At 62.4% G+C, this 22,221-nt stretch carries 23 protein-coding genes; 2 read left to right on the forward strand and 21 right to left on the reverse strand.

What is annotated here, in order from left to right:
* Window positions 1–95 precede the first annotated feature (95 nt).
* The 12 genes from AX676_RS16205 to AX676_RS17560 all read right to left on the reverse strand — a co-directional run bounded on the left by AX676_RS16205 (window position 96) and on the right by AX676_RS17560 (window position 8,097).
* Entirely contained in the window at window positions 96–797 is a 702-nt protein-coding gene (locus tag AX676_RS16205; protein ID WP_066479168.1) for an RES family NAD+ phosphorylase, read from the reverse strand.
* The gene (locus tag AX676_RS16210; RefSeq protein ID WP_066479171.1) at window positions 784–1,221 is read right to left on the reverse strand and encodes an antitoxin Xre-like helix-turn-helix domain-containing protein; all 438 of its coding nucleotides are present in this window, start codon (window positions 1,219–1,221) and stop codon (window positions 784–786) included. The genes AX676_RS16205 and AX676_RS16210 overlap by 14 nt, the downstream gene beginning before the upstream one ends.
* A gap of 79 nt (window positions 1,222–1,300) precedes the next feature.
* A complete protein-coding gene (locus AX676_RS16215) occupies window positions 1,301–3,046 on the reverse strand; it encodes a relaxase/mobilization nuclease domain-containing protein (protein ID WP_066479174.1) in 1,746 nt (581 codons plus the stop codon).
* A 247-nt stretch (window positions 3,047–3,293) separates the two neighbouring features.
* The gene (locus tag AX676_RS16220) at window positions 3,294–3,995 is read right to left on the reverse strand and encodes a lytic transglycosylase domain-containing protein (protein ID WP_066479176.1); all 702 of its coding nucleotides are present in this window, start codon (window positions 3,993–3,995) and stop codon (window positions 3,294–3,296) included.
* Window positions 3,996–3,998: 3 nt separating this feature from the next.
* Window positions 3,999–4,328: a DUF736 domain-containing protein gene (locus tag AX676_RS16225; protein ID WP_066479180.1), complete on the reverse strand. Its 330-nt coding sequence runs from the start codon at window positions 4,326–4,328 to the stop codon at window positions 3,999–4,001.
* A 4-nt stretch (window positions 4,329–4,332) separates the two neighbouring features.
* Window positions 4,333–4,911 carry a S26 family signal peptidase gene (locus AX676_RS16230; protein WP_066479182.1) on the reverse strand — a complete coding sequence of 193 codons (579 nt, stop codon included), beginning with the start codon at window positions 4,909–4,911 and terminating at the stop codon, window positions 4,333–4,335.
* Window positions 4,908–5,381: a DUF2840 domain-containing protein gene (locus AX676_RS16235; protein WP_066479336.1), complete on the reverse strand. Its 474-nt coding sequence runs from the start codon at window positions 5,379–5,381 to the stop codon at window positions 4,908–4,910. Before AX676_RS16235 ends, AX676_RS16230 begins: the two co-directional genes overlap by 4 nt.
* A gap of 212 nt (window positions 5,382–5,593) precedes the next feature.
* A complete protein-coding gene (locus tag AX676_RS16240; RefSeq protein WP_066479187.1) occupies window positions 5,594–6,487 on the reverse strand; it encodes a replication initiator protein A in 894 nt (297 codons plus the stop codon).
* Between the two features lie 8 nt (window positions 6,488–6,495).
* Window positions 6,496–6,768: a helix-turn-helix transcriptional regulator gene (locus AX676_RS16245; RefSeq protein ID WP_066479195.1), complete on the reverse strand. Its 273-nt coding sequence runs from the start codon at window positions 6,766–6,768 to the stop codon at window positions 6,496–6,498.
* A 130-nt stretch (window positions 6,769–6,898) separates the two neighbouring features.
* Window positions 6,899–7,402, reverse strand: a complete 504-nt coding sequence (locus tag AX676_RS17555; protein ID WP_082731334.1) for a DUF2285 domain-containing protein — start codon at window positions 7,400–7,402, stop codon at window positions 6,899–6,901.
* Window positions 7,380–7,673 (reverse strand): transcriptional regulator domain-containing protein, encoded by a 294-nt coding sequence (locus tag AX676_RS18420; protein WP_231725987.1) that lies wholly within the window; start codon window positions 7,671–7,673, stop codon window positions 7,380–7,382. Before AX676_RS18420 ends, AX676_RS17555 begins: the two co-directional genes overlap by 23 nt.
* Before the next feature lie 157 nt (window positions 7,674–7,830).
* Window positions 7,831–8,097: a DNA -binding domain-containing protein gene (locus AX676_RS17560; RefSeq protein ID WP_082731119.1), complete on the reverse strand. Its 267-nt coding sequence runs from the start codon at window positions 8,095–8,097 to the stop codon at window positions 7,831–7,833.
* A gap of 220 nt (window positions 8,098–8,317) precedes the next feature.
* On the opposite strand from AX676_RS17560, the gene AX676_RS17565 reads away from it, so the two are divergent.
* Window positions 8,318–8,542, forward strand: a complete 225-nt coding sequence (locus tag AX676_RS17565; RefSeq protein WP_082731118.1) for a helix-turn-helix domain-containing protein — start codon at window positions 8,318–8,320, stop codon at window positions 8,540–8,542.
* Window positions 8,543–8,590: 48 nt separating this feature from the next.
* Here the strand turns inward: AX676_RS17565 and AX676_RS16260 are convergent, their stop codons facing one another.
* From AX676_RS16260 to AX676_RS17980, 3 genes are all read right to left on the reverse strand, one after another.
* Complete coding sequence (locus AX676_RS16260) at window positions 8,591–8,911, reverse strand: DUF736 domain-containing protein (protein WP_066479338.1); 321 nt, start codon at window positions 8,909–8,911, stop codon at window positions 8,591–8,593.
* A 612-nt stretch (window positions 8,912–9,523) separates the two neighbouring features.
* Window positions 9,524–9,928 (reverse strand): hypothetical protein, encoded by a 405-nt coding sequence (locus tag AX676_RS16265; protein ID WP_156437708.1) that lies wholly within the window; start codon window positions 9,926–9,928, stop codon window positions 9,524–9,526.
* Between the two features lie 144 nt (window positions 9,929–10,072).
* Window positions 10,073–10,237 carry a hypothetical protein gene (locus AX676_RS17980; protein WP_156437709.1) on the reverse strand — a complete coding sequence of 55 codons (165 nt, stop codon included), beginning with the start codon at window positions 10,235–10,237 and terminating at the stop codon, window positions 10,073–10,075.
* Between the two features lie 646 nt (window positions 10,238–10,883).
* Between AX676_RS17980 and AX676_RS17985 the strand changes: the two genes are divergently transcribed.
* A complete protein-coding gene (locus AX676_RS17985) occupies window positions 10,884–11,396 on the forward strand; it encodes a hypothetical protein (protein ID WP_156437710.1) in 513 nt (170 codons plus the stop codon).
* Window positions 11,397–11,450: 54 nt separating this feature from the next.
* Here the strand turns inward: AX676_RS17985 and AX676_RS16270 are convergent, their stop codons facing one another.
* From AX676_RS16270 to AX676_RS16295, 6 genes are all read right to left on the reverse strand, one after another.
* On the reverse strand, window positions 11,451–12,368 hold the full coding sequence (locus AX676_RS16270) for a DUF2493 domain-containing protein (protein WP_066479204.1): 918 nt from the start codon (window positions 12,366–12,368) through the stop codon (window positions 11,451–11,453).
* Between the two features lie 304 nt (window positions 12,369–12,672).
* The gene (locus AX676_RS16275) at window positions 12,673–13,731 is read right to left on the reverse strand and encodes a DUF7146 domain-containing protein (protein WP_066479206.1); all 1,059 of its coding nucleotides are present in this window, start codon (window positions 13,729–13,731) and stop codon (window positions 12,673–12,675) included.
* Window position 13,732: 1 nt separating this feature from the next.
* Window positions 13,733–18,076, reverse strand: a complete 4,344-nt coding sequence (locus AX676_RS16280) for a strawberry notch-like NTP hydrolase domain-containing protein (RefSeq protein WP_156437711.1) — start codon at window positions 18,074–18,076, stop codon at window positions 13,733–13,735.
* Between the two features lie 41 nt (window positions 18,077–18,117).
* Window positions 18,118–18,333 carry a DUF6117 family protein gene (locus AX676_RS16285; RefSeq protein ID WP_066479214.1) on the reverse strand — a complete coding sequence of 72 codons (216 nt, stop codon included), beginning with the start codon at window positions 18,331–18,333 and terminating at the stop codon, window positions 18,118–18,120.
* A 71-nt stretch (window positions 18,334–18,404) separates the two neighbouring features.
* On the reverse strand, window positions 18,405–20,477 hold the full coding sequence (locus tag AX676_RS16290) for a ParB/RepB/Spo0J family partition protein (protein WP_066479220.1): 2,073 nt from the start codon (window positions 20,475–20,477) through the stop codon (window positions 18,405–18,407).
* A gap of 130 nt (window positions 20,478–20,607) precedes the next feature.
* Window positions 20,608–21,813, reverse strand: a complete 1,206-nt coding sequence (locus AX676_RS16295; RefSeq protein WP_066479222.1) for a hypothetical protein — start codon at window positions 21,811–21,813, stop codon at window positions 20,608–20,610.
* Window positions 21,814–22,221: the final 408 nt, after the last annotated feature.

The raw sequence follows: 22,221 nt of genomic DNA on the forward strand, positions 1-22,221 counted from the left end.
TTTACGCTTAGGTCGGTGAGCTTCGGAGAGGTTGGCAAGCGGGGAGTTGGGGCGTGCAGGCCTTGGCGAAGAGACGGACAGCCTGGCGCAGATCGTTAGATCGGCTCCCACGCATAATCCGGTGTGCCCGACCAAGTCAGCCGAACCATTGCGCCTTGCACCACCGACTGCACGACGTTTGGCCAGAGCGCAGCGATGCAGGTGCCGCCTGCGTGGCGGACCGAGGCGTAGATGATGCCGTTGTGGCCCTCGACGCGTGCCTGCGCGGCTAGAACATTGCCAGCGGCATATCCGGTCGCGGGGTCGGCATCGAGCGCGGGATGACCCGCTGCCTCGCGCAGGTCAACGAATACGCCGGCCATGCTCGCCAGCATTTCGCCATATTCGACAACCGCGTTGAAGTCGCCTGCGTCAGCGAGTGCCTTGGTCAGGTGGTGCCCCACTTCGGCAATGCAGGTTTCAACCGCCAGCGCCGCATACCATGCACCGCGGTCTGCAGGGTTGAAGCGCATCGGCTCGCGCGGTTTGGCATAGGCGAAGCTGGCGTTGATGAAGCGAGCATGTGGCACGCCATGAACCAGTTCTTCGGGGCTGAGCGCGCCAAGCCCGCGTTCCTCGGCAACCAACCGCCCGCTGGTCGCGCCTTCGATCTCGGCAAGCAGCGCCAACTCGTCGGGATCGTCGGCCAGCGGCGCGAGCACGGCTTCGCGCAGCCGCGCGCTGGCCACAAGCCTGATGGTGCGCGGGAATGCTTCACGCACCAGCGGCAGTGCGGATTGCGGCTCAGAGCCCGCCACGCAGCGCGTCGATATACTGCCGGGTTTCGAGCATACGGGGAATGCCGCCTTCAATCATCGCCTCGACCGGCGACTTTGCGCCGAAGACGGGCGCCCGGTTGGGCAAGCGCGGCCAGCGGTCGGCCATTCCGTCTGCGAACAGCAGGTGCAGTCCCTTGAAGACACCGATCAGGGCCGAGGCGCGGGTCAGTTGGTCCTGGCTCAGGGTGCCGTCCCATTTGCCAGCCTTGATCCGGTCCCATGTGCTCTCGGATACGCCGAGCAGCGCGGCGCCTTCGGCATTGCTGCCACCCCAGGCATCGACGAGCCGCAGCACGGCCTTGACCGCCGCGCCGGTCAGACGCTTGCGGTCGCCGTCGCTCGAAAAGGTCTGCAGGCCTGCTGCTGCCGGGGCCGCATGATGGGTGAATGCTGCGCTTGCCATGGTCGTTTCTCCTGACGCGAATATACGCATCACATGGTGCGTTTGTCAAGATTGGGCTGATACCGGTCAGCTTGCCACATCATATCTCGATCGACCTGCTTCGGCCGAGTGTCCATTCGATGCCACCACCTGACCGCGGCTGGCCGCTCACATATTGCCCGAGCTGCCGGTCGAGCTGCTTTGACCAAGGGACAAGCGAAAACCCAAGGCCATCGTCGATCATCGCAAACCGGCCCGAAGCAAGTTGGATGCGCTGGCGATAGACGCCTGATACCTCACCGGATGATCGGCTTTGGCGATAGGGCAAGCCATGTTCACGCGAAAGTGAGGCGCCGGCGTCGGCGAGGTCGCGCTCGCGCAAGGTGCCAAGCAGGTTGCGGGACAGGGCGAAGCGGTCACCGCGCCGTTGGGCAAGACCTTCGCTTTCCAGATATTCGAGCCGGCGCGTTTTCGCTGCCTCGACTTCGCTGCCAAAACCTGGACCGAGCGGCAGAGGCTCCGATGCAATCAATTGCTTGTCGAGCCAGGTGGCTCCGCCGCTGCGCTCCTGGGTAGCAAGATCGAGATCAGAATGTGTCAGGAGCGAGGATTGCTCGCGGCCGCGCCGATCAGTCCAGACGCGCAGCTCGACGATTGCGCCTGGCGCAGCATCGCCGGTCAGGTCGATGTCGGAGAATTTGCAATGATGGACCCGGCCATCCACGCCGTCGACTACGGCATAGGCCTGACCGGTCAACTCATTGTGCAGGCCGCGCTCGACCAGTCGCCCGAGGACAGGCTCGATCGCCCTTTCATTATGAAGGGCAAATCGACCCGCTTCAGCGGCAAGGCCGTGCCCGGTCATGGCGCGGTGCATCGTTTTGATGATATCGCCTCTGGTGCCAAGTTCCCGCAAGGCCTGCTCCAGTGCTGGCTTCAACCGCCAGCAAGCTGGCGCAATCCTGTCTGCCAGTCCCATCCGCTCGAGCTTCGTGGCGCGGCCGATGAGATGCTGATTGGCCGGATTGCCGATCCGTTGCGGATCGGGGCGAAGATCGACCACGCCGCCGAGGCCGTCACCAAGCGTTTGCAGCTGGCGATCAAGACCGGTCCAGCGATCGGCCTGCACCTCGCGGGCCAGGCTTCGATCAATGTCCTGCTGGGTCCGTGCGCCCAGTTCCATGGTCACCAGCTGCGCGGCGCGAGCCCGCATGCCCTCGCTGATGTAGCTGCGGTCGATAACCAGGTCGCGGCCATCCTCGGCCTTGCCGCGTACCAGAATGTGGATGTGGGGATTTTCGGTGTTCCAATGGTCAACGGCGACCCAGTCGATACCGGTGCCAAGATCCTTTTCCATCTGCGTCAGCAGGTCTCGGGTAAAGCTCCGCACATCGGTCAGTTCGGCCGTGTCTTCGGGCGAAACAATGAAACGGAAATGGTGGCGGTCATCGGCGCAGCGCTCGGCGAAGGCTCCGCCGTCGACGGTATCATCGCCGCTGCCGAACAGCGCCGCATCCTTTCCGTCGCGGGTCACGCCATCGCGCTTGAGATAGGTCAGGTGCTTTGCCAGCGGCGCGGCAGTGAAGCGAGCCCCGCGATGCCGCACAATCCGCGCCTTGACGATCACACGGCGCTGACTTGCGCGTGAGCTTGCCTGCAGGCTTGCGATCCTTCCCCGGGCAAGCCGGCCGGTGCTGCGTCGCGACCCGGAACCACCAGCTCGGCCGCCATGTCCTGACCGGTTGGCAAGCGCCCGCAGTTGGGCTTTGAGTGTGCGCGCCTTGCCTTGGCCGGAACTGCGATCTCGGATGCGCCCGGGCCTGATTTCCAGATCGTCATCACTCATGAGGTCAAGCGATGCAATGCAGCGGCTGGCTCATTGAACGGCGGAATTGCGACAATTATCGAGACTGGAGCCAGCCATGGGGCAGGGCGGCTGGCTGTGAAAATCCCGCAATTCTGCGGCCCCACACCCCGGCGGCTGGCTCCGCTTTCATCTTGCCATCCTCCTGATCCATCCTTTCCTGCAACCCCGCTTCCGCACAATTTTGCGCTAGTCCACGCCATGACGCGCCAGATAGGGAGGGGGCCAGTCACTGGTCGCGGTTCCCCGAGACAGGGACGAACAGGCCGCCGTGCGGACGCAGCGAAGCAGGTGGCGCAGCCGCCGTTGCTTCGCCGATGTATCCGCTGGGCGCTGCCTTAGTTGCGGCAGTTCGCGCCGCGAACAGCTCGCTTTGCGTCCACGCAATGCGCACTTGCTGCACAGGCGACGTGCTGGCCACGACAGTGGCCGTGCTGTCCGATTGCAGCATCGGTGCGATCTTTGCGACATAGGCACGGGTTTCGACAGGAAGCGGGCGACCGCGATCGCGCCACTCCTGATAGCGCCCGGGGCCTGCATTATAGGCAGCCAGCATGCCATAGGCACCGTAACTGTCGTACATTTCGCGGAGATAGCTGGTTCCAGCCAAGATGTTGTCGCGCGGGTCGAACGGGTCGCTGCCGAGACGGAAACGGGCGCGCTGGCGCGCCCAGGTTCCGGGCATGAGCTGCATCAGCCCCATCGCTCCGGCCGACGATACCGCGCCGATCCGGCCAGCGCTCTCGGCCCGCATAACCGCATAGATCCATCGCTCCGGGATACCGAAACGCAGCGATGCCTCAGCAACGTGCGCTGCAATGTCGACGGTGCGCGGCGCTAATGGTTCGGCAGTGTCCTGCCCAAAGGCAGGCGCGGCACCGAACATAGCGAGCGTAGCCAAAGCGGCGAAGCCCAAGCGGCGGAGCTGCATAGCTCAGTTCGCCTTTTCGCGCCGCGACGGACGCGACCAAACCAAAACATGGCCGTTGTCATCGCCCTTGAACAGGTTGGCGCGTAGCGGCTGCACGAATGAGGGATCATCGATCTGCACGCTGACATAGTCGCCCGCCTTCTCCCCGACATGCTTCCAGCCTGCGCCAATTTCGCGCGCGTCATCATCTTCGCCAGCAACCACACGGAAGTCCGGAGCGTTCTCACTGTCCGATGGGTCTGCCGGGACGAGTGAGATCTCAATGCTGAGCGACAGCGTCTGCAGTTGCCCGCTGTAGCCGCCGTCGGCGGCACGAAAAGTTCCGATACGCATGGGTTCAATCTCCTTGGGTTGAGGGTAAGGAAGTGTCGGAGGCGCGCGGGTCGGCGAACCAGACATGGTCGCCATTGCCCGCTTCATCGGTCCAGACTGGGGTTGCGCGACCAATGACATGGGTCAGACGCAGCATGCCGAAATAGCGCCCATCGAAACTGTCGAGCGCTGCCGGGTTCATCACGAATAGCTCGCCGGTGCGCAGCACATGGCAGCCGGCCCAGGTCGGCAGTAGGCGCCCCAGACTGTCCGACGGACGCGCCGCGCCGACATATTGGCCGTCGATCGTGATGCTCAATGCATCTCGGCAGACGCGCTGGCCGCGTACAGCCGCGACGCGCTTCAGCAGCGGGACGCCTGTCGGGAGGTAACGCCGCTCGGCGAGCAGTCGGCGCAGTTCGGGCGGCGGCTCAATGGCGATCCGCTCGCCAACATGCAGGCTCGCCTTGCCACGGATGGCATAGAGTCCGGTGGGGACCGAGGCGGTCGCATTCCACACCGCGAAGCGCGCGACTGGCACGGCCAACGTCGTGAGCGTTGCGCAACCGACGATGGCTGCAAATATCATGCTGCGCCGCTTCATGGCAGAAGTGCCTTGCGCTGGAGCCAGGCTTGGTGCCGCGCGGGCGTGTATTCCCGCGGGGTAAGTCGGCCCGCCATCCTGTTGTGGATGTGTCGCCAATGTTCCGGAGCAACTTCGCAGGGGTCTATGCCTGACGCTTCGATGGCATCGATAAGCCGGAAGACTTGCGCGACCTTGGGCCAGCCATGAACCGAAAGCAGCAGCTCTCCGCCAGGGTCGACCTGCGGCACAGTTGCGCAATGATCGCCTAAGCTGACAGCTTGCACGATGTCCAAGGTTGAGCGGACGGTGCCAAAATCGTTGGACGCCCAGCGGACCAAGGCGAACACTTGGCCTGCCATATAGCTCTCGATCCGCTCGCTACGGCTTACGATCCGTTCGGCAACGGGCCTGCCGAATTTGATCCAATCCTCATGCTGGCCTTCGCGCCAGACCAGCGTCACATGGGTCAGCTGCGGGTCATCACCCATCCTCGCACCGGCAGGCCTTTCGGGGGCCGCCCCGCTTTTTGTCCACAGGCTCGCAGCCGTTAGCAAGAATCCGAAGGATTCTTTGTTAGGATAGTTAAGGGCAAAAATTGCCGATGTTTCTCCGTGATTTGGCCGGCGTTTCGGTTCCCGATAGTCCGAACTTCCGGTTCCTGATGGTCCGAGCGGGGCGGTTCCTGATAGTCCGTGCTGCATCATGAAATATCCACAGGGTGATGGTTGCTAGAGCGCAGTCCGAGACGGCGCATTGCGGCGTCAAACGGGTCGGGCCGGACAGCGACAAAGTTCAACCGTTCGCGGCCGAGCGCATGTTCGATGGTAAGCCTGTATCCCGGCAGCGCTTGGCGGCGGACAATGTCGCGCAGCTCGAATGCGAAGCGTTTGGGCGGCGAGAGCGCGCCGGACTTCAAATGGAGGTGCTGGAAGTCGAAGCTCCAGCCACCGCGCTGTTTGCCCCCATGCTTGCGCACGAGGCGATAAAGCCAGCGCTCCAGACCACCAGTCAGTGCGAAGTAATCGGCATCGATGGTGAGGACGAGGGCCTGATCGATCACGCCCTCGTAGAACCAGTCGGGGATGATCATCTCGATCCCGAGCGCGCGTCCGGAATGGTCGAGACGCTCCTTCCATTCATTGATCCAGGAAAAGCGGTGCCGCCGCCGCGCGTCATGCTGGCGGATAGAGGTCGCGATGGTGGTGGATTGCAGGCGATCCAGCCCGGCCTTCAGCCGCTCATAGCTGGCTTTGCCTGTGCCCCGCCGGGTGAAGGCAAGGATCTCGTGCGGGGTCGCGGCGATCAATCGCGAGGTAGGTCGACCGGCATCGCGCGCTTCGACGATCTGGCTCGCCACCCAAATGAGGACGTCAGCGTCCCAGATCGTTGCCATGCCATGTTCGGCAGTTGCTTCGACGAGGATCGAAACCTCGCCCATTCGGAAATCGATCGGACGGACCCGTTTTGATTTGGCGAGGCTGAAGAACGGCCAGGCCATAAGGTCCTGCGCGTCGCGCGCGGCAATGTCGCCGCCATGGGACACGAACAGGTCAAGCTGAGCAGGCTTGGCTTGGAAGGCGGACAGGCGTCGCATCGCGTGCGTCAGCGCCGGACCGGCGGAGTGTAGCCATCGAGCCGCTTGGCTGGGTGGACAATGCCCTTGCCGGGATCGCTGGTGGACCGCCGCAGCCCTTGCTCTGCCCATGCGTCGAGATCTGTCACCGCATAGACGATCCGGCCACCGAGCTTGCGATAGACCGGCCCCGTCCCGAAACAACGGTGCTTTTCGAGTGTGCGGGCCGAAAGCCCGAGGTGCACTGCAGCATCAGGCGTCCGCAAAAATCGTGCAGTCACGGGGGTGGGTCTGGCATCCATGGCAAGGCTCCGGCGAAGGTTGGCAGCAGCAGCGGGCTGTCGCTGGGGTTCGCGAGCTTTGGCGGAGGATTGGCATGGGCAGGGAGTGACCGGATGCAGGTGACGCATTATGTCACCCCGAATGTCTCGGTCAGCGGTGTAAAAGAATATCGCGATATCCGCCGGAGACGAGGCTGCGCGCTTGGGCGATCAGCCGAAGAACCTGCCGCCGCTCACTCGAGGCTTTCCAAGTCGCTCCGACAAGAGGACGGTGGTTGGGGAAGATCAGGCCGTAGGCGAGGTCACGAGAAGACGCACCCGCCACGAGCGCATCGTGAATAGCAAGGAAGCGGGTCAACCGCAGCCGTTGATTGTGTGTGATGACGTGAGCGCCTTGGGATGTGAAGCTGGAGGCGCGCGTTATCAGGTGCATCCGCGTGACAGCTGCGATGCGCAGTTCATAGGTCTCACCGCACGGTATCGAGACGGCGGGAACGGGCAGGGCGGCGCGGTATCGAACGCAAAATCGCAGTCTACAGCTGCCTCTCGTATAAACGAGATGTTTGCCGACTGGAGTCGATACCTCTGCCAGCGCCTTGCAGCTCGACAGCCACATCAGCGGTAGGTCCGGGTTAGCAGTTTCGACGATGATCACGTCGGGCGATGCGCTGGGCGACCAATGGGCCGGGCTCTGGCGCGGATTTGCTTGCGGATCGGTGGGGAAAGCTCAGGCCCCATCGCCGGGACAGGCCCTCCTTTTCATGGTATTCGACCGATGGGAAGCGAGCAATGCGCTCTTTAGTTTCGGCATAATCGCGGCGGTAATCAGCATTACGGTGCAGGAATTCCTGCGCGAAGTCCGCATAGTCGTGATCGCGATATTGATACGCGGTCGATGGTGACCGCCATGACGAACCACCGGGCATAAAGACCCCTGCAAAGCACAGGCAAAAAGGCCAAGCATCAAGTCTTTGTTAACCAACGGTAAGCCGCAAGTATCAAAATCTGGGGATGCTTATGCCCGGAGGCGCAGAAATTCTGACGGAGCGTTTAGGGCAAGGGGGCCGATCTGTGTCCGAGAATTCAGCCTTTTTGTTCTTTCTCAAGCAGATGTCGGTAGCCGTGGGACGTCATCCAGCGTGCTCGGTCGAGGTGGGTCTCATGGACCTGATGCGCCCGGACCGGTTCCAGGGCAGGATCGATCCCAAAGACGATCTGCACAACTTCAGTCCATTCCGCGCCTTCGTCGGCGGCGTCAAGCAGCCGTAAATACGTGACAAAATGGCGTTCGTCATACGGCGTTACCGTATCCAAGAGGGGCGGGCTGTTTTCGAAAGAAGCAATCGTCATGGTCCGAGCCTTTGGTTCCGACTCGTTTCTGCATCCACGGTCTCTTAGCACCAAGACACACCAAAATGGGGAAAACTTGGCTTGTTCGACAACGGGCAGAGAATTGTACCTTTTCGCGGATAACCCGTGCGCCTTGCAAGCCTGCTGAACTCAGCCGAATTCCAGTCGTGAAGAGTATACTCCGTGGTTAAATACTCTGCAACGGTGGTGAGTTCGTGCAATGAAATTGCGCGAGGTCCTGGCTGCGAATCTGAAACGCTATCGGTTGGCTGCTGGCCTGTCGCAAGAAGAGCTTGCACATCGGGCACATCTCGATCGAACCTATGTCAGCAGCCTTGAGCGTGGACGCTACAGTGCCTCGGTCGACAAGCTTGAGCATCTATCCACTGCGCTCGGGATTGAAGCGTCAGAACTCCTTGTGAGAGTGACGTCAGCAAACGAATGAGAATGCCGGAAGCCCCGCCCGGCAGGTGCCGGGCGGGGCTGGCTGTGGTCAGTCGCCGTTGGTGCGGCGGGCGCGCGACCAGATCAGATTGAAGCTCTTGCCGTCTTCGTCATCAAAGAGGTTGGCAAAGATGGGAGCGGTGAAGCTGGGATCGTCGAGCTTGACCGAGAGATACTCGCGGCCTTCGTTGGAGGTCTTGGTCCAGGCGGCGCCGATTTCCGCGCGGCCAACGAAGACCCGGTGCGACGGCGCATTTTCGTTATCGCTGGCTTCGGGGACGATGCGGACGTTCTTCTGCTGCACCGACATGGTGACGATCTCGCCCTTGTATTCGTTGCCGGTCTTGGTGAAAGTTCCGATGTTGGCCATGATGCATTCCTTCAAGTTGGTCGAACCCGCGCCCATCGCGGCCTCGATGGCTGGTTGAAGGCAGGGGCTTGCGCCCGCTGCACCGGAACGGCCGAAACGCAGTGGAGGACGACGGCCAGACGGCTTTCTTGCCTCGCGAGGAATGGGCGGCACGCCCAGGGGAAGAAAGTTGGCGCAGACGGCGTTGCAGCAAGGGATCAAGCGGCGAAGCCATCCCCTGCCAACCACGGCCATTGACGAGGCAGCAGTGGGCCCGGGTCACACTTGACCGGGAGAAATGGCACTTCCCGGACTTCCAAGACCGAAATGCGATGAGAAAGGTGTCGTCACCGGTGTGCTGCCTAGTGGTCACCGCAATCGCAGATATCGGCAACGGCCATGCGCCAATCCGGGCCTGATTGAGATCAGCGCAATCGGTCCGCCACTGGCCAGCTCAAAACCGGCTGCGAATTCTCGGCCTCGCTCCGACCGCGCAAACGCCCAGACCAAGCTGACCCAGGAAGAGGGACGCAGAAACTGCCACTCGAACAAAACGCCTGCCTCGTACTGGCTGATTTGGCCGTACGAGCCCCGCCGGGCACCTGCCGGGCGGGGCTTGGAAAAATGGCAAAGCTAGGGACGGGCGCGGTTCCATTGAGTCCAGGATGCAGCCGCGATTATCGCAGCGCCAAGCAATGACAAGGCGTGTTGCCATGCGCTTGGCGGCATGGTCGCCGCAGCAATGCCGTGGACTGCGTGATAGCCCGCAATGGCTGCGGGCGCGGCAAAGGCGAAGCCGACCGCAGCACGTGTCAGGTCGGACTTAGCGAACGCCAGTGTTAATTGGGCTGCAGCAAGCAGAATGATCGCGGATATGGCTGCCGCGGCGAGCGCAGCGAGAATGCCGCTATCGGTGCGGTAAGTCGCCGAACCCGCAAGAAACGCGACGAACAGCGGTAGGGCGTAAATCGAAAGGCGGAATAGAAGCGCGCAGCACAGGAATACTGCGACGATTATCAGGGCAAAGCCGATCAGCATGGCGTCCTCCTTGGAACCAAGGGCAAGGGACGCGCTCTCCACCTCCACCGCAGCGCAATGTGCGTGGAATGCATAGCAGAAATGCGCATCGGCTGGAATACCCGATGGGCATCCAGCCATGCGCCGCAACGCAATCTGACGCGGTCAGGGATTGAACGGGTCATATTCATGGATGACGCTGTCGGCATCGCCATCGAATTCGGCGGTGGGAACGGCGGCATAGCCATTACCGGCTTGGAACAGGGTAACGCAGACCATTAGTGTGCGGGCGAGGCTCCAGGCGTGACGCTGTGCGACGGTGAGTGACATGTTCGAGCTCCTGTCTCGGAGCAGGGACCATCCCCGCTCGACAGGCCCCGGACAGACGGCGCAAAGCCGCAATCACCACGAAGGTGCAGCCGCAGTGGCCGCACGCAGAGCGTAGCGGACCCTTTACGGGTTGATTGAAGGAGGCTTGGGGTCGGCCAACGGATTGGCCTCAAAGAGCGGGGTGGATGTTGCGTTAAGGTAGTCGGCGAAATCACTGCGTCGCGAAAATGCGGAATATGCGGTGCTTAATCAGCGGTTAGACGTATGCCGAATTGCCGAGGCCACTTGGGTATGCGTTTGCATAGGCAACGAAGTGATGATCGTGCTAGCGTAGCCTATAGAATCAATGCTTTCGGCTCGCTGTTGACTGGGTATTTATATGAGGCGTGTTAAGACAGGTTGGGTGGCGCAACGCGCGAATGGCCAGAATTGGGCCACCGACCAAGGCACAGCGGACGGCATTTATGTTGTTGGAACAGCAGCACGAGCCATTTTTCACTTGGCAGGGTCTGTCGATGCAGAAGCAGGTCCGCTCTTCGATATCCCCACTGATCCGGTCTTGCTGCGCGAGCTAGCCACTTCTCTCAATGAACTCGCAGCTTGGAAAGAGCGCGGCGCGTGGGGCAAACTCCATTCCTAGATCGAGGTGGGTAACTGGTTGGATATCAAAAAAGAGGCGGCCTTTCATGAGGCTGGGCACGCAGTTATGGCATATCTTGCGACGTACCATGGTTTGGTCGCCGGGATCGATCTTAAGGATTATGGTGCTGGCGAAATCTATGTCGGTCTACTTAAGAGCAAATGCGTCTCTGCAGGAGTGCCCGCGACGGCAGAAACGGCGAAACTGCCCGAAGTCGCGATAGATCTCGGGCGTGTTTTGGTCGCAGGCCTTTTGGCCGAATTAATTGCTGCCGAAAGAGACGAGTCGCTCACCCCAGACCCTACTTGTGCGCGGCCTGACCACGACCTTATGCGTCAACAATTGATGAATGCCGGTCTTTCGAAAAAGTTCGATCGTTTGGAATTAGCAACGCGTAGTACTCTTGAAGAAAACTGGTCGGCGGTGGATGAACTTGCTGAATTCCTATTGATCCATAAGTCCGCCGACATATCACAAATTGAAGCAATCATTGGCCCCAAGCTGTCCTGCAATAGTTGATCGTTCATTCAACAATTAGCCGATAATTCAGCTTCCTGCAGGAACGGAAGGGCCTTACTCAATCGCCCATACCAAAACCCCCATCTTGCGCGCCTTGTCGACCAAATTGGCATTGATGCCATTGCCCGGGCAGGCGACCACGGCCTTGGGCAGCGCTTCTAGCATCTGATCGTTGCGCCGGAATGGTGCCGCCTTCTTGAACCGATTCCAGTCTGGCCGGAACGCGACATGTGTGATCTTGCGATTGCGCGCCCATAGCGAAGCGATGTGTTCGCCGCCGGTGGGATTGCCGCCGTGGAACAGGACCATGTCTGGATATTTGGCGAGCACCTTGTCCAGGACGGCCCATATCCGGTTGTGGTTCTGATAGTCAGGACCGGACGTAAACGCGATGCGCGTGCCCACCGGAAGCAGCGGCTCAGTCTCTGAACGACGCTTCGCAGCGAGAAAATCCCGGCTGTCGATCATGGCGGCTGTCATAGTGCGATGATTTACGAGTGACCCGGTGCGCGGGGTCCAGGCCTTGCGGAAATGCAATTCGAACTGGTGTCCGGCGGCATCACGCATAAATTCCATCGCATTGCGGCGTTCGATCAGACCGATGCCTTCGCGAAGCAGGCGCTCAAGTTCGACCGATTTGACTTCCGAACCATCCTGCTCGCGCTGGCTGCGCTTCTGGGCATCTTCGTTGTCGTCGAGTTCGCGCTGGATCCGACCCTCGGCGCGGTGGAAGAGGTTGGCGAGTGACCAGCACAGGTCTTCCAGATCGGGTTCGAGCCTGGTGTCGATCATGGTGGCTATGAGAGCATCGAACATGTCCGCGACGGCGCCAGCGGCGATGCGCTCTTCGGGGAGCGGTCGCGGGTCGGCTTCGTCGGAGAAGGGGCGATAGCCGTAGAGGGCGATTTCATCGAGGAGATGGGCGGTGGCTGAGGTTTCGTGTTCGGGTTCTGAATCGGGCGTGATGGTCATTGCGTCGGTCCTTGGGGCCATGGGACCGGGCACCTTGCCCGGCCTTCATGGGCGTCCCTCTGACCGGCTGCTGCGAGGCTGCATCCGCATGGACCGAAGCGCAGCGCAGGATGGCGGACGGGCGGCTATTTTGGTTCGCGATGGAAAGGCGCGGATGCGCCGCCGGAAAATAGCCGCATGACCGCCATTGCGGCCTCGCAGCAGCCGGTCTCTCGGACGCCGCTCGAAGAAGGCCGGGCTGGGCCAGGTCTTGGCTCAAGTCCTATGCACGCCGCCATCGCCCATCGTTCAACCCCGTATCGGCTCAGCCAATGTCGACGGAAAAGCGTGTCTGATCCTGCTCTCGGAGATGATGGCGGACCCGTTCCGCCAGTGCAGCAACGCCATGCTGGCGGAGGTCGTCATTGAGGTCAGCGAGGTCAGGCATAAGTGATACGAGTTGGATCCCTGCTGCCTGGGTGCGCTCAGCGAGGACACCAAACGCTGCGTCGCCTGCAGCATCGCGGTCGCGCGCGACATAGAGTCGCCGGAGTTTCTGCGGGAACAAGATCGCTGCGAGGTGGGCTGACGATGTTGCGGCGACCATCGGCATTGTTGGCAGAACCTCGCGCAACGACAGCATGGTTTCGATGCCTTCGCCTGCGATCATGACATCACCCGCAGTTCCGAACCTTACGGCGTTGCCGAGGATGTTGCCCATCGCCCTCCGCGGCGATGCGACTTTGGCCTTCGCGCTGCCGAATGGATCGAGCCAGGTTCGATGGGTGCCGGTCTGCACGCCGTCGTTGTCGGTTACTGCTGCAATCAGTGCCGGGAAAGCGCTTGGTGTTGCTGGATCATCGTCCTCGTTCGGTTTGTAGTAGCATCGCGGATGAAAGCGCAGGGCTGGCAGGTCAGATACGCGTGTGATGCCACGTGATCGCAGGTAGGTGCTCGCCATTGATCCAGTCAGTGGTTTCGAGGCGGCAAACAGGCGTATGGCAGCGGTCGTGGATCCTGCGCGCGCCGGCTTGGCGAATGACGCGGCACTGCGCTGATCGTCCGAAGTCGAGGGCGGCAGGCTGAGGAAGCGTTCGGCTTCCTCAATGGTTTCGGACAGACGCCCATGCCGCTGGTTGAGCCGGATGAGATCAACGAGATCGCCATGCTCACCGGTTGCGGCATCGACCCAATTTCCAATCGCGCCGCGTTCGGTTTCGAAGAGGCGAACGTAGAGACTGCGCCCGGGCGTTCCCGCGACATCGCCAACCATCCAGTAGCGGCCTTCGCGCCTGCCTGCGGGCAGATAATGGCGGCAGACGGCCTGCACGTTCTGCGCAAGGTGCTCGGACAATTCTGCCGCACGCGTGGAGAGCTTTGCCATCTCAGGCAGCCTTTCGATCAAGAATTCGGGCCAAGGGGTGCCGTTCAAACAGCCGCTCGAGCACAGCCGACCCTGTCACCACGTCGTCAGGCACGAACAGACGCAGTTTCCAGCTGATGATCTCGGAAAACAGCCCCATGGCTTTGAGCCGGTCGACCGCCGAGGATCCGAACCCGGTGAGTTCGATCCGGTTCACCTGCATCAGCCGCGACCGGCGCAGTTGCAGCCCATCGGCAAGGTCGAGCATGGCTTGGCCTTCACGAAGCAATGCTAGTGCCTGTGGTGGCGAAAGCAAGGGTGCTTCGGGCTTGGCCGTCGTACCCGCTGCCCATGCTGCGGACACCCTGCGCCCGACAATGCGGGTGCCATCATCGGCCTGGAGCCGGTAGACACGGGTCGATTCCTCGGGAAGCTGTTTCCAGATGGGGAGCAACAGGCCGGTGACGATGTGCAGTTCGCTTGTCGTGAACTCATCGACTTGTGCCAGCTCGTCCTGCCAGACTGCCCCGAATGTCCGCTCGTCCACCTCCTCCCAGTGGGTCTCGGGAAGGTGGGTCAGGGCGAAGTTCAGCCGCTCCATCGGCCGGATCAGCCGGATGCGGCGCTCAACCTCGCCATCGTCGAGCATGAGGCTGCGAGCCGGCAGCTGGACTGCAGCGCGCCGCGAGCGGGCATTGACCAACAGCCGCGCGGCGGGTTCACGCCGCAGTTCGAGCGCCCGCTCGAGCGAGACCGGCTGGTTGCGCTCCTTCATTGAAATCGTCAGCAACCGGGTCTCTGCGCCCGTGGCCGGATGGACGTACATTGGCTCACTGGCTGTGACGGTGAAGCTGTCGGCGGTCAGGGTTTCCAGCCCGAGATCGTAACTGCCCGCCGTGATTGCGCTTTCGACCTTGGCGCTGAGGATCTGCTCGAACACCGCGAACAGCACGTTCTGCATGTCGATGGTGAGTGCCAGCAGCCGGTTCAGAAAGGTCGTGATCGGCGGCAACTCGTCCTTGAGGCACCCGCTGCCGTCGGTCAGCGACAGGCCGGTCATGCTTTCGAAGGTCGCGAGCGAGCATCGCTCGACCTTGCCGGCATAGATCAACACATAGAGCTGGCGCAGCGCATCGCGGGCATAGGGGCTTTCGAGATTGTCTTCGGGGCGGAACAGCCCCTGACCACCGGTCTGCCGCTGTCCGCGCGTGATCGCACCCAGAGTGTCGAGCCGCCGCGCGATTGTTGAGAGGAAGCGTTTCTCGGCCTGGACATTGGTGGCCACCGGCCGGAACAGCGGCGGCTGCGCCTGATTGGTGCGGTTGGTGCGGCCCAGGCCCTGGATCGCGGCATCGGCCTTCCAGCCTGCTTCCAGCAGATAGTGATGGCGGAGCCGCTGGTTCCTCGCGCCCAGATCGGCATGGTAGCTGCGTCCAGTGCCCCCGGCATCGGAGAATACGAGGATTTGCTTGCGATCCTCCATGAATGCCTGCGTTTCGGCGAGGTTGGCATTGGCTGGCCGGTTCTCGACCGCGAGCCGGTCGCCATTTGCATCGACCTTGCGGACGATCCTGCGCGATCGGCCAGTCACCTCGGCCACCATATCTGTCCCGAACCGCTGCACGATCTGGTCGAGTGCGCCTTGTACCGGTTCCATCGATGCCAATTGCTCGATCAGCCGGTTACGTCGTTCGAGCGCCTCGCGGCACTGCACGACATTGCCATCCTCGTCATAGGCTGGCCTTGACGCGAGATTGCCGTCGCCGTCGGTGAAGCTCTCATGAAGCTGGGTCGGGAAGCTGTGGAGGAGGTAATCCAGAACATATTCGCGTGGCGTGATATCGACCTGAATGTCGTTCCACTCGCCCGGATCGATATCGGCAAGGCGGCGCGACAGCAGCGCTTCCCCCGTCGAGACGATCTGCACCACAGCGGCGTGGCCATCGGCGAGGCCCTGCTCGATCGCGGCGATCAGCGTTGGCGTCTTCATCGCCGTAATGAGATGATTGAAGAAGCGCTGCTTGGCGGATTCAAACGCCGAGCGGGCCGCAGACTTGGCCTGTACGTTGAGCGTGCCCTCGCTGCTCGTGACGTTGGCGGCCTCCAGCGCTGCGTCCAAGTTGTTGTGGATGACCTGAAACGCCCCGGCATAGGCATCGTAGATGCGAACCTGGTCAGCGGTGAGCTGGTGCTCGAGCAGCTCATATTCGACGCCTTCATAGGACAGCGAACGGGCGGCATAGAGACCGAGGGCTTTCAGGTCGCGGGCGAGCACCTCCATCGCTGCGACCCCGCCCGCTTCGATGGCCGCGACAAAATCGGTGCGTTTGTCGAAGGGAAAGTCAGCGCCGCCCCACAGGCCGAGCCGCTGAGCATAGGCAAGATTCTCGACCGTGGTCGCCCCGGTTGCAGAGACATAGACAATCCGGGCATTGGGCAGCGCATGCTGCAGGCGCAGTCCGGCCCGTCCCTGCTGCGAAGGGGCGCAATCGCCCCTTTCGGATTTGCCGCCACCGGCATTCTGCATGGCATGGCTCTCGTCGAAGACAATGACCCCGTCGAAGTCGGTCCCCAGCCAATCGACAATCTGCTGGACCCGGGAAACCCGGTTTTCGCGCGCGTCGGAGCGTAGCGTGGCATAGGTCGTAAAAAGGATGCCTTGCTCGAGCCGGATCGGCGTACCCTGACGGAAGCGGGCGAGCGGCGTGACCAGCAAGGGCTCTTGCCCCAGAGCCTTCCAGTCGCGCTGCGCATCTTCGAGCAGCTTGTCGGATTTCGAAATCCAGACTGCGCGCGTTCTGCCCTTCAGCCAGTTGTCGAGCACAATCCCGGCAACCTGCCGCCCTTTGCCAGCGCCGGTGCCATCGCCCAGGAACCAGCCTTTGCGGAACCGGACTGCCGTGTCGCAGTCATCGGGCGCAGCTTCGATCCTGTCCCAGGTCGCATCGACGGACCAGCTGCCGGCGAGATGGTCGGCATGGGCTTCGCCCGCATATACTACCGATTCCAGCTGGGCATCGGACAGCAGACCCTGTTCGACGAGGCCAGCGGGCAGATGCGGGCGATAGCTCGGCTTGGTCGGCGCGACCGAGGACATTGCGGCTGATTGCACCAGACGCGTCGGGTGCGGCTGAGCGCCAGCGATGCGGATCGATTGGAGCGTGTAGGGCTCATAGAGCGTTTCGGAGAGCTTGCCGTCGGTCGGAGGACACCAGTCGATCACATCATAGCGGAGCGGCACACCGGATGTCGCAGGGATCGGGGCTGTAGCCAGTCTAGGCCTTGGGCTGGCTTTGATCGCTTGTGAATTACGCGCGCCGACCAGTGGCTGAAGGGCTGATGCGGCGATGGGCTGACGTGGCGGGAGGCTGTCGGCCAACCAGCGCAACAAGGTCGCAAGATCGGGAGCAATGCCTGGCGACGCCGGAAATTGCGCCGCATCGTCTGCGGGAACCTTGTCGATCACGGTCAGCCGGGTTTCGACCGTAGTGCCGTGCGGTGCGAACACGCTGCCCACAATGCTCGCGCTGAACACGACCCGGGCGTTGTCCTGCATCCGGACGAAACCATCGCGCCATGCCTTGTGATCCGCCGCACAGTTGGCTCCTGTGATCGCGACGAGCCGTCCACCGTCGGCAAGCCGCGCCACTGCCGATAACAGATGCTGGATGGCTGCGTCGGCCACACGGGCTTCGACATTCAGCGCTGCCGAAAACGGCGGGTTCATGATGATGCAGCTCGGCACGAGGCTGGCATCGAGCCGGTCGTGGATTTGCGAGGCGTCGTGCATCGACACGCGCGAGCCTGCAAACAGGCTGCCAAGCAGGGCGGCACGCACTTCGGCAACCTCGTTCACGGCCAATCTGCATCCTGCCAGTTCAGCCTGGATGGCCAGCAGCCCAGTGCCCGCAGAGGGCTCGAGCACCAGCTCGCCTGGGCGGAAGCTTGCAGCAAATCCGGCCGCCCACGCCAGTGCAAGCGGGGTTGAGAACTGCTGATAGACCTGCATTTCCTCGCTGCGCCGGGTTTGCGTCGGTGCGAGCCGGGCAATCCGTTCGACCAGTTTCACGCGTTCGAACGGATCGGCGGTCCTGGCGTGGATCGCCGGGCCGTAGCGGCGCATGAACAACAATTGCGCGACCTCGACGGCTTCGTAGGCGGTCTTCCAGCTCCAGGCTCCGGTCGCATCGCTTGCGCCAAAGGCGGACTGCATCGCGGTGCGAATGGCGGGCGTGTCGATCCGGCGACCGGCGGCAAGGTGGCCGAGCAGGTCATCGGCTGCGGTGATGATCGCGGTAGCGGTTTGCTGCGGGCAAGCAGCGGTAAGCGGACGCGCGGAGGCCCCCGCCAAATGCGAGTTGGTCATGTCGGAAATCCTTCAATGAAGTTGGGAAAGTGCAGGCCGGATCAGGCAGGCGGAATATAGGCCTCGTAGGGATTACCCGGCGCGAGGTGCCCGAACGGTGTCATCACATAGTCGCCGTCGTCGCGGCCAACGGCGCAAAGAACGTAGCGGGTTTCGCCGCTGGCAACCTCGGTACATTCCATCAGCGCGAGATCGCCTGCTTGTGCTGCTTGCAGCAGCGTCTCGAAATTGACGCGGGCATGGTCAGGAATTGCCATGGCAAGGCTCCTTCATCGGTGAGGGGGGCAAGACGCGCGGGACGACCGGGGCCGCCCCGCGCGAGCGAAGTTCATTCTGCAGCGATTGCGAAGGCGTCGTCGGCGTCCGCCTGTTCGGCATCATCCGCGAGGAAATCGGGCAGGTCCGTAAGGTCAGCTTCATTTGCTTCGATGACCGGCAACCGCAGGGGTTCCGGCAACCAACCGGTGCCGCTCAGCAGCCGTTCGGCCTCGCGTGCCATGTCACCCTTCTTGAGATGTTCGATCAGGGCTGCGGTCGAATCGCCCTTGGCTTCGCGGACCGCTTCAATGATCCGGGGTTTGGTCACCCGCCCGAGGTAGTTGTCGACCGTTGGCGTCCAGCCAGCCTCGGCCATGTCGAGCCCGACGACTGCTGCCAGGGCATCGGCGGCGGCAATGCGCTGCGCCACGCCATGCGCCGAGATGCGTCCGTCATAGCCCTTGCTCGGCTCAAACAGTGCGTTGACGCCGTGGCTGACACAGTGGGCGAGCAGTGCCATCTGCTCATCCTGCGGCATAGCGGCGAGGGCGTCCCACAGCGCCTGTGGTTCATCCGGCAGCCTTTCACCCCAATGTTCGTGCCGCGCCTGGATCGACTGGCTCCAGACACTCTCGCGCAAGTTCGGTGCGACATTGCCGAGCCAGGCCTGGGTGACGCCGATCTGCACACAACCATGAGTCCCGTGGGGACGGAACACCGACAGGACGAGGGCATGGAGAAGGGCGAGGAAAGCCGCCTGCGGAGCGTTGGCCAGTGCATCGCGCAGAGCGAGCGTGCGTTCAGCAGTGAGTTCGGAAACGAGCCTGTCAGGTAGCGGTTTGATCGCCTCGTCTTCGTCGTCGTCACCGCCGGTCTGCGCCGCTTGCCCTGCGACGGTGACAGTCGGGCCATCGGACACGTCTGCGTTGGCATCGTGCGCACTGTCATTCTGGCCATCAGCGAGGGGTTCATCTTCAGGACGGACATAGCCGCGGTCGATCCGCAGGCGACCATCATGGGTCAGCGAAATGAACACGCCGGCGCGCGCCATGTCGTCTGGATCGTAAACCGTGGGACGACTGTTCAGGGCGGTCAGTTCGGCATCGATTGCGGTCAGCCGCGCATCGACTTCGCCGGGAAGGTCGCTGCCATCGCCGTATTCGTCGCCAATGCGGTCATATTCCTCGACCAGCACATCGCGCCGTGCCTGCTCGTCGTCGGTCAACGGAACGGTCGTGCCGACGATCCGGCGTTTGCCGCGCTCGCATCCATAGGGCAGGTCTATGGCGGCCTCGACCCATTTCCAGCCTTCGGCACCGATTTCCTGTGCGAGTTCCGAGAGCTTTTCGCTCACCAGCAATTCGACCAATGCGGGATCCTGCAACCATCCATCCTCGTCCGACGAAAACAGATCGCGCATCACATAGCCGCCAGCCTCGGTGTAGGCGTCAATGCCGATGAACCGGACGCGGCGGTCGCTTGCGGAGATCGCGTCTTCGGTCAGCAAGCGGCGGATGTGGTAAGCCGGCACATGGTGCCCCTGATTGACCTGTTCCCAGACCTGCTCCTGGCGCGCGTGGTTGTCGGTGACCGAGAAGGCCATGAGCTGTTCGAGCGTAATGCCGTCCTCACCATAGATTTCGAGCAGGGTGGGCGAGACCGAGGCAAGCCGTAGGCGCTGGCGTACAGTCGACACCGATACAAAGAACCGCGCGGCGATGTCTTCCTCGGACAGGCCCGCTTCGATCAGCGCGCTGAAGGCACGGAACTGATCGAGCGGATGCAGCGCAACGCGCATGACGTTTTCGGCGAGCGAGTCCTCTTCGGCGATCCCGGCTTCGCGCACGACGCAAGGGACCGGTTGATCCTTTGCCATCCGCTTGGTCTTCACCAGCAGTTCGAGGGCCCGGAAACGGCGGCCACCGGCCGGCACCTCGAACATGCCGGTTTCCTTGCCGTCGGCATCGAGCACGGGGCGGACGTTGATGCTCTGGAGCAGGGTCCGGCGGTAAATGTCCTCGGCCAGATCCTCGATCGAAAGGCCGGCCTTTACGCGGCGGACATTCTTCTGGCTCAGCACCAGCTGCGAAAACGGGATGTCGCGCGAGGCGCTAAGCACGAGCTTGGGCAATGTCTTGGTCATGGGGTTTCTCCATGACGGGCTGCCCGAAAGACTCTCTCTCAGGCTCGAACCCGTCACGAAGCGAAGCGCCGCCCTCTCGCTTTCGAGAAGGCAGCGCAACGCAAGAGTAACACGCTGGGCCCGGGGAGGCTTAGTGCACCCGGTCGAGCAACTTCTTGGCCTTGCCCTCCATGTCGAGCCGGGCGTCCTGATGGGCCTTGGACCGCGCCAATGCGGTGATGCCCTGCACGAAATCGAAGATCGATTCCGGCGGGCGGCCTTCCTCGGCGAGGACGGTATCGATGATCCGGCCGGTTTCAGCCTTGGAGAATCCGCGCGCCCGGAGGAAATCCTGCCGGTCTTCGTCGCTACGGGCGACAATTCGCTCCCGGGCGGTCTTGATGCCGTTGATGAACGGCTGCGGCGAGGAATTGGCAAAGTTCAGCAGCGCCGGTTCGGCTTCATGGGCAAAGCGGTTCGCGGCATATTTGCTGTGGCGGATGCTGATCTCCTCGAAGTCCTCCACGCCCCACAGGTTCCGGTTCTGGCAGACCGCGCGCAGGTAGAAGCTTGCCATGCCGAGCGTCTTGGCGCCGACCTCGGAGTTCCAGCAATAGAACCCGCGGAAGTAGAGATCGGGCGATCCGTCGGGCAGCCGCCCGGCTTCGATCGGGTTGAGATCATCGACGAGAAACAGGAAAACGTCACGATCTGACGCATAGAGCGTGGTCGTATCCTTCGAGATGTCGACGTTAGGGTTGTAGACCCCGGTCGACCAGTCGAGCACGCCCGGAACCTTCCAGCGTGTGTCGCCGGTGCCGTTGCCAGCGATCTTCTGCACCGCTTCGACGAGCTCATGGTCGTAGATCCGGCCGTAGTCAGGGCCCGTCACGGCGCGCAGTTCGAGGCGGCCCCCGGAAACCGGATCGTCGGTTTCGAGCGTCTTGATCTGCTCGGCTCGGTGGGAGGTCAGTCCGTATTGCAGATTGATCGCGGCGAGCGGCGCCGGAAGTTGGCGCAGATAGGCAGCAGGAGCGCCTACCTGGCTGGCCAGTTGCCCAAAGCTCCAGTGGGTTGGCGTCACCGGTGCCTCGGCACCCGGCAACATGAGAGCCAGGCGTTCCGGATCATTGCGGTTCGCTTCGACATGGATCAGCGCCGTCTCGACCACGCGCGTCCGGCTCCGGTCAGACCGACCGCGCACTGATCGGGCCAGATCGCCAAGTGACAGAAACCGCTCATCATCTGGGCGCGAGAACCACTCCGACGACACCCGACCCACGCGCGAGCCGCGCGAGGCATCCACCTTGTAACCGCCGCTTGAGTCGCGGCGCGTATCGAGAACCTGCATATCCATGGGAAATCTCCATGACGGCTGGCCGGGAGCCTCTCTCTCGACCCTCATCCCGTCACGGCGAAGCCCGCCAGACTCTCACTCTCCCCCCTCAACGCTTACAACCGCGCGAGCGGCCAGCGAGATCGCCAAAGCAAGAAACTGCACCCTGAACGAGGCGGAGCAAAGCGTCATCGCCCGCGCAGGCGGAAAGGCGGGGCCTGTCGGCTTTCCCAGCCTGCGCTTCGTTTCATGTCCGCCGGTTCAGAGTGCGTGCGGGGCCCTTGTGGTGAAACGCCTCGCCCGCAGGAGTGCGCCGGAACGGCGCACGGGACCGAGCGCGTCCCTAGCCCCGCTCCTCGTTTCGGGGCGTTGCGGGGTGTCCCCGCTGAGGTGGGTGTGAAGAAGACGCACAGCGGCTTCGACCAGGGA

The sequence above is a fragment of the Sphingomonas sp. CCH21-G11 genome (assembly GCF_001555965.1).
GTDB lineage: Bacteria > Pseudomonadota > Alphaproteobacteria > Sphingomonadales > Sphingomonadaceae > Sphingomonas.

Coding starts and splice junctions, on each gene's coding strand:
- AX676_RS16235 (WP_066479336.1), bottom strand. CDS start 5,381: ATGGGTGATGACCCGCAGCTGACCCATGTGACGCTGGTCTGGCGCGAA.
- AX676_RS16275 (WP_066479206.1), bottom strand. CDS start 13,731: ATGGCAAAGCTCTCCACGCGTGCGGCAGAATTGTCCGAGCACCTTGCG.
- AX676_RS16295 (WP_066479222.1), bottom strand. CDS start 21,813: ATGGATATGCAGGTTCTCGATACGCGCCGCGACTCAAGCGGCGGTTAC.
- AX676_RS16265 (WP_156437708.1), bottom strand. CDS start 9,928: ATGCTGATCGGCTTTGCCCTGATAATCGTCGCAGTATTCCTGTGCTGC.
- AX676_RS17560 (WP_082731119.1), bottom strand. CDS start 8,097: ATGACGATTGCTTCTTTCGAAAACAGCCCGCCCCTCTTGGATACGGTA.
- AX676_RS16210 (WP_066479171.1), bottom strand. CDS start 1,221: ATGGCAAGCGCAGCATTCACCCATCATGCGGCCCCGGCAGCAGCAGGC.
- AX676_RS16215 (WP_066479174.1), bottom strand. CDS start 3,046: ATGAGTGATGACGATCTGGAAATCAGGCCCGGGCGCATCCGAGATCGC.
- AX676_RS17565 (WP_082731118.1), top strand. CDS start 8,318: ATGAAATTGCGCGAGGTCCTGGCTGCGAATCTGAAACGCTATCGGTTG.
- AX676_RS16225 (WP_066479180.1), bottom strand. CDS start 4,328: ATGCGTATCGGAACTTTTCGTGCCGCCGACGGCGGCTACAGCGGGCAA.
- AX676_RS16270 (WP_066479204.1), bottom strand. CDS start 12,368: ATGACCATCACGCCCGATTCAGAACCCGAACACGAAACCTCAGCCACC.
- AX676_RS18420 (WP_231725987.1), bottom strand. CDS start 7,673: ATGCCCGGTGGTTCGTCATGGCGGTCACCATCGACCGCGTATCAATAT.
- AX676_RS16220 (WP_066479176.1), bottom strand. CDS start 3,995: ATGCAGCTCCGCCGCTTGGGCTTCGCCGCTTTGGCTACGCTCGCTATG.
- AX676_RS16285 (WP_066479214.1), bottom strand. CDS start 18,333: ATGGCAATTCCTGACCATGCCCGCGTCAATTTCGAGACGCTGCTGCAA.
- AX676_RS16245 (WP_066479195.1), bottom strand. CDS start 6,768: ATGGATGCCAGACCCACCCCCGTGACTGCACGATTTTTGCGGACGCCT.
- AX676_RS16240 (WP_066479187.1), bottom strand. CDS start 6,487: ATGCGACGCCTGTCCGCCTTCCAAGCCAAGCCTGCTCAGCTTGACCTG.
- AX676_RS16280 (WP_156437711.1), bottom strand. CDS start 18,076: ATGACCAACTCGCATTTGGCGGGGGCCTCCGCGCGTCCGCTTACCGCT.
- AX676_RS17980 (WP_156437709.1), bottom strand. CDS start 10,237: ATGTCACTCACCGTCGCACAGCGTCACGCCTGGAGCCTCGCCCGCACA.
- AX676_RS16260 (WP_066479338.1), bottom strand. CDS start 8,911: ATGGCCAACATCGGAACTTTCACCAAGACCGGCAACGAATACAAGGGC.
- AX676_RS16290 (WP_066479220.1), bottom strand. CDS start 20,477: ATGACCAAGACATTGCCCAAGCTCGTGCTTAGCGCCTCGCGCGACATC.
- AX676_RS16230 (WP_066479182.1), bottom strand. CDS start 4,911: ATGAAGCGGCGCAGCATGATATTTGCAGCCATCGTCGGTTGCGCAACG.